Raw genomic sequence first — 2,413 nt, forward strand, 5'->3', positions numbered from 1 at the left:
CCCCCGAGGGGCGCGGCGCGGCCCCGGGGGCTGCTCGCGATGCAAGGATGGAGGGACTTCGTGGAGCAGGTGTCACATGGCGACGGCCTTCACCGCGTCGGGGGACTTCTCCCGAACACCGGGACGGTACAGCGCGAAGGTCACGACGAGCCCGACGGCTGCGAGGCCGGCCGCCCACCAGTACGCGGTGGAGTAGCCGTGCAACGCCGCCCCGGCGATCACCTCGGGCGTGGCCTGCCGGCTGCTGAGATAGCTGCCCGCGGCGGTCGCCGCGAGCGTGTTGAGAACGGCGATCCCCAACGAACCACCGATCTGCTGCGAGGTGTTGACCGCCGCGGAGGCCACCCCGGCGTCATCCTCGTGAACCCGGTAGGTGGCCAGGTCGATCGCCGGCGCGTAGACCAGGCCGAGACCGAGGCCCAGGACGAGCAGCGGCGGCAGAATGCCTCCCGTGTAGGTGCTGTCCAGATCCAGGCGGGTGAACCAGACCATGCCCACGCCCAGCAGCGCCATCCCGAGGGGAATCACGATCTTCGGCCCCACCCGGGGCATCAGGACCCCCACGGCCAGGGCGGAGGCAACGACCAGTGCGGCGGGGATGGGCAGGAAGGCGAGCCCCGCCTCGACCGGGGTGTACTTGAGCGTCTGCTGCATGTAGTAGGCGAGGAACAACGCGACCGCGTACATGCCTCCGGTGGCGACCAGAATGGCGATCTGGGAGGCGCCTCGATCCCTGTCGAGGAGGATGCGCAGGGGCAGCAGCGGCCCGGCCGTCGTCGACTGCCAGTACGCGAAGAGGACGATCAGGGCGAGGCCTCCGACCAGCAGACCCCAGCTGGCGGGAGAACTCCACCCGCGCGACTCGGCGTTGGAGAACCCGTAGACCAGGCCGAAGAGCCCCAGGGTGACGAGTACCGCACCGGGGACGTCGAGCTTGGGGCGCTGCTCCGCCCGCGACTGACGCTCGATCAGCAGCAGACCGCCCAGGAGCGCCACCGCCGCGAACGCCAGGTTGATGTAGAGGGTCCAACGCCAGTTGAGGTACTCGGTCAGCAGGCCGCCGAGCAGGTTGCCGAGCGCGCCGCCGGCGCCCGCGATGGCACCGAAGATCGCGAAGGCCCGGCCCCGCTCCTTGACGTCGGTGAAGATGGTCGTCAGCAGGGAGAGGGCCGCCGGGGCCAGCAGGGCACCCGAGACGCCCTGGATCGCCCTGGCCAGCACCAGGAGTTCGAAGCTGCCGGCGGCTCCGCCGAGCGCCGAGGCGGCGGCGAATCCGATGACACCCGCGAGAAAGGCCTGCTTGCGGCCGAAGAGATCGGCGACACGCCCGCCGATCAGCAGCAAGCTGCCGAAGGTGAGTGCGTAGGCGGTGACGACCCACTGCCTGTCGTTGTCGGAGAAGCCCAGGTCGGCCTGGGCGGACGGCAGCGCGATGTTCACGATGGTGGCGTCCAGCATGATCATCAACTGGGCCAGGCCGATCACGGCCAGCGCCCACCACCGCAGCGAGGACCGCGGGGACGGGGGGCCCGATTCGGGCGGGATGCCGGTGAGCTCAGTGGTGGATGCCGACATGGCGGTGCCACTCCGTTCGAAATAGATTGACTAACTGGATGGTTAATATTCCGAGGCAAGGCTGCCCGAGATCCGACGGCCCGTCAACACGACGTCGGGCAAAGAGAGATGGCCGGATGCGACGGAGGTCCGCGAGGGTCACTCCGCGAGTCGGATCCGGATGCCCACCGCGCGGTACCCGGACCCCTTCAGTCGGCTGCCCAGCAAGCCGATCCGCGCGACGAGGCCGTACTTGCGCTTCATCAGGTCGAGGTAGTGGACGGTGTCCCGGTCGGCGGGCAACTCGGCGACACCGGGCACGGATTCCCCCTTCGGGACTCCCCGCCAGTTGCAGGGGGCGACGGTCACCCGGCCGCTGTTGCGGATCCGTTTGACCTTGCCGGCGTCGGCCGCGCTCCACACGGCCAGGCAGTCCCCGTCCCCCATCACCCACACCGGAGTGGGCACGGCCCGCCCATCCCGGCGGAACGTCGTGAGAAGTACGTACCTGGATGCCGCCAGTCGTTCAACCGAACTGCCCGGCAAGGATGCTGAGGCGGATGGTGAGGTGGTCACCGCGATAGCATAACTGGTTAGTTAACTCACTGTCGCCGCGAACCGACGTGGCGCCCGTCCCCAAGATGAGGAGTGCCGCGTGCTGAACTTCGCCTTGGCCGCGCTCGCCGGATTCGCCCTGGGCACCCCGGCCGTACCCTTCGGCCTCTCCTCCCTCCCCCCGCCCGTCGCGCTCGTCGCCGTACTCCTCGGCGCGGCCGGATGCCTGCTGTCCGCCGTCTTCGCGGCCGGGTGGCTGCGTACCCGCTGGCTGCTCTGGCGCTCGAAGCGGCGGCCCGTCACC

Annotated in this window: 3 protein-coding genes; 1 reads left to right on the plus strand and 2 read right to left on the minus strand. The window is 69.7% G+C overall.

The window, feature by feature from the left end; genetic code table 11:
- Nucleotides 1-72: 72 nt before the first annotated feature.
- Together ACFU6K_RS36850 and ACFU6K_RS36855 are read right to left on the minus strand one after the other, a co-directional pair.
- Nucleotides 73-1,575: an MFS transporter gene (locus ACFU6K_RS36850; protein WP_380670684.1), complete on the minus strand. Its 1,503-nt coding sequence runs from the start codon at nt 1,573-1,575 to the stop codon at nt 73-75.
- Between the two features lie 138 nt (nt 1,576-1,713).
- Complete coding sequence (locus tag ACFU6K_RS36855; RefSeq protein ID WP_380670686.1) at nt 1,714-2,130, minus strand: PPOX class F420-dependent oxidoreductase; 417 nt, start codon at nt 2,128-2,130, stop codon at nt 1,714-1,716.
- A 79-nt stretch (nt 2,131-2,209) separates the two neighbouring features.
- On the opposite strand from ACFU6K_RS36855, the gene ACFU6K_RS36860 reads away from it, so the two are divergent.
- On the plus strand, nt 2,210-2,413 hold a 204-nt coding region (locus ACFU6K_RS36860), incomplete at its 3' end, for a hypothetical protein (protein WP_380670688.1).

It is taken from the genome of Kitasatospora sp. NPDC057512, assembly GCF_042802135.1.
Lineage (GTDB): Bacteria > Actinomycetota > Actinomycetes > Streptomycetales > Streptomycetaceae > Kitasatospora.

Bases quoted from the DNA above. Each gene is read 5' to 3' on its own strand.
- ACFU6K_RS36850 (WP_380670684.1), bottom strand. From the start codon at position 1,575: ATGTCGGCATCCACCACTGAGCTCACCGGCATCCCGCCCGAATCGGGC.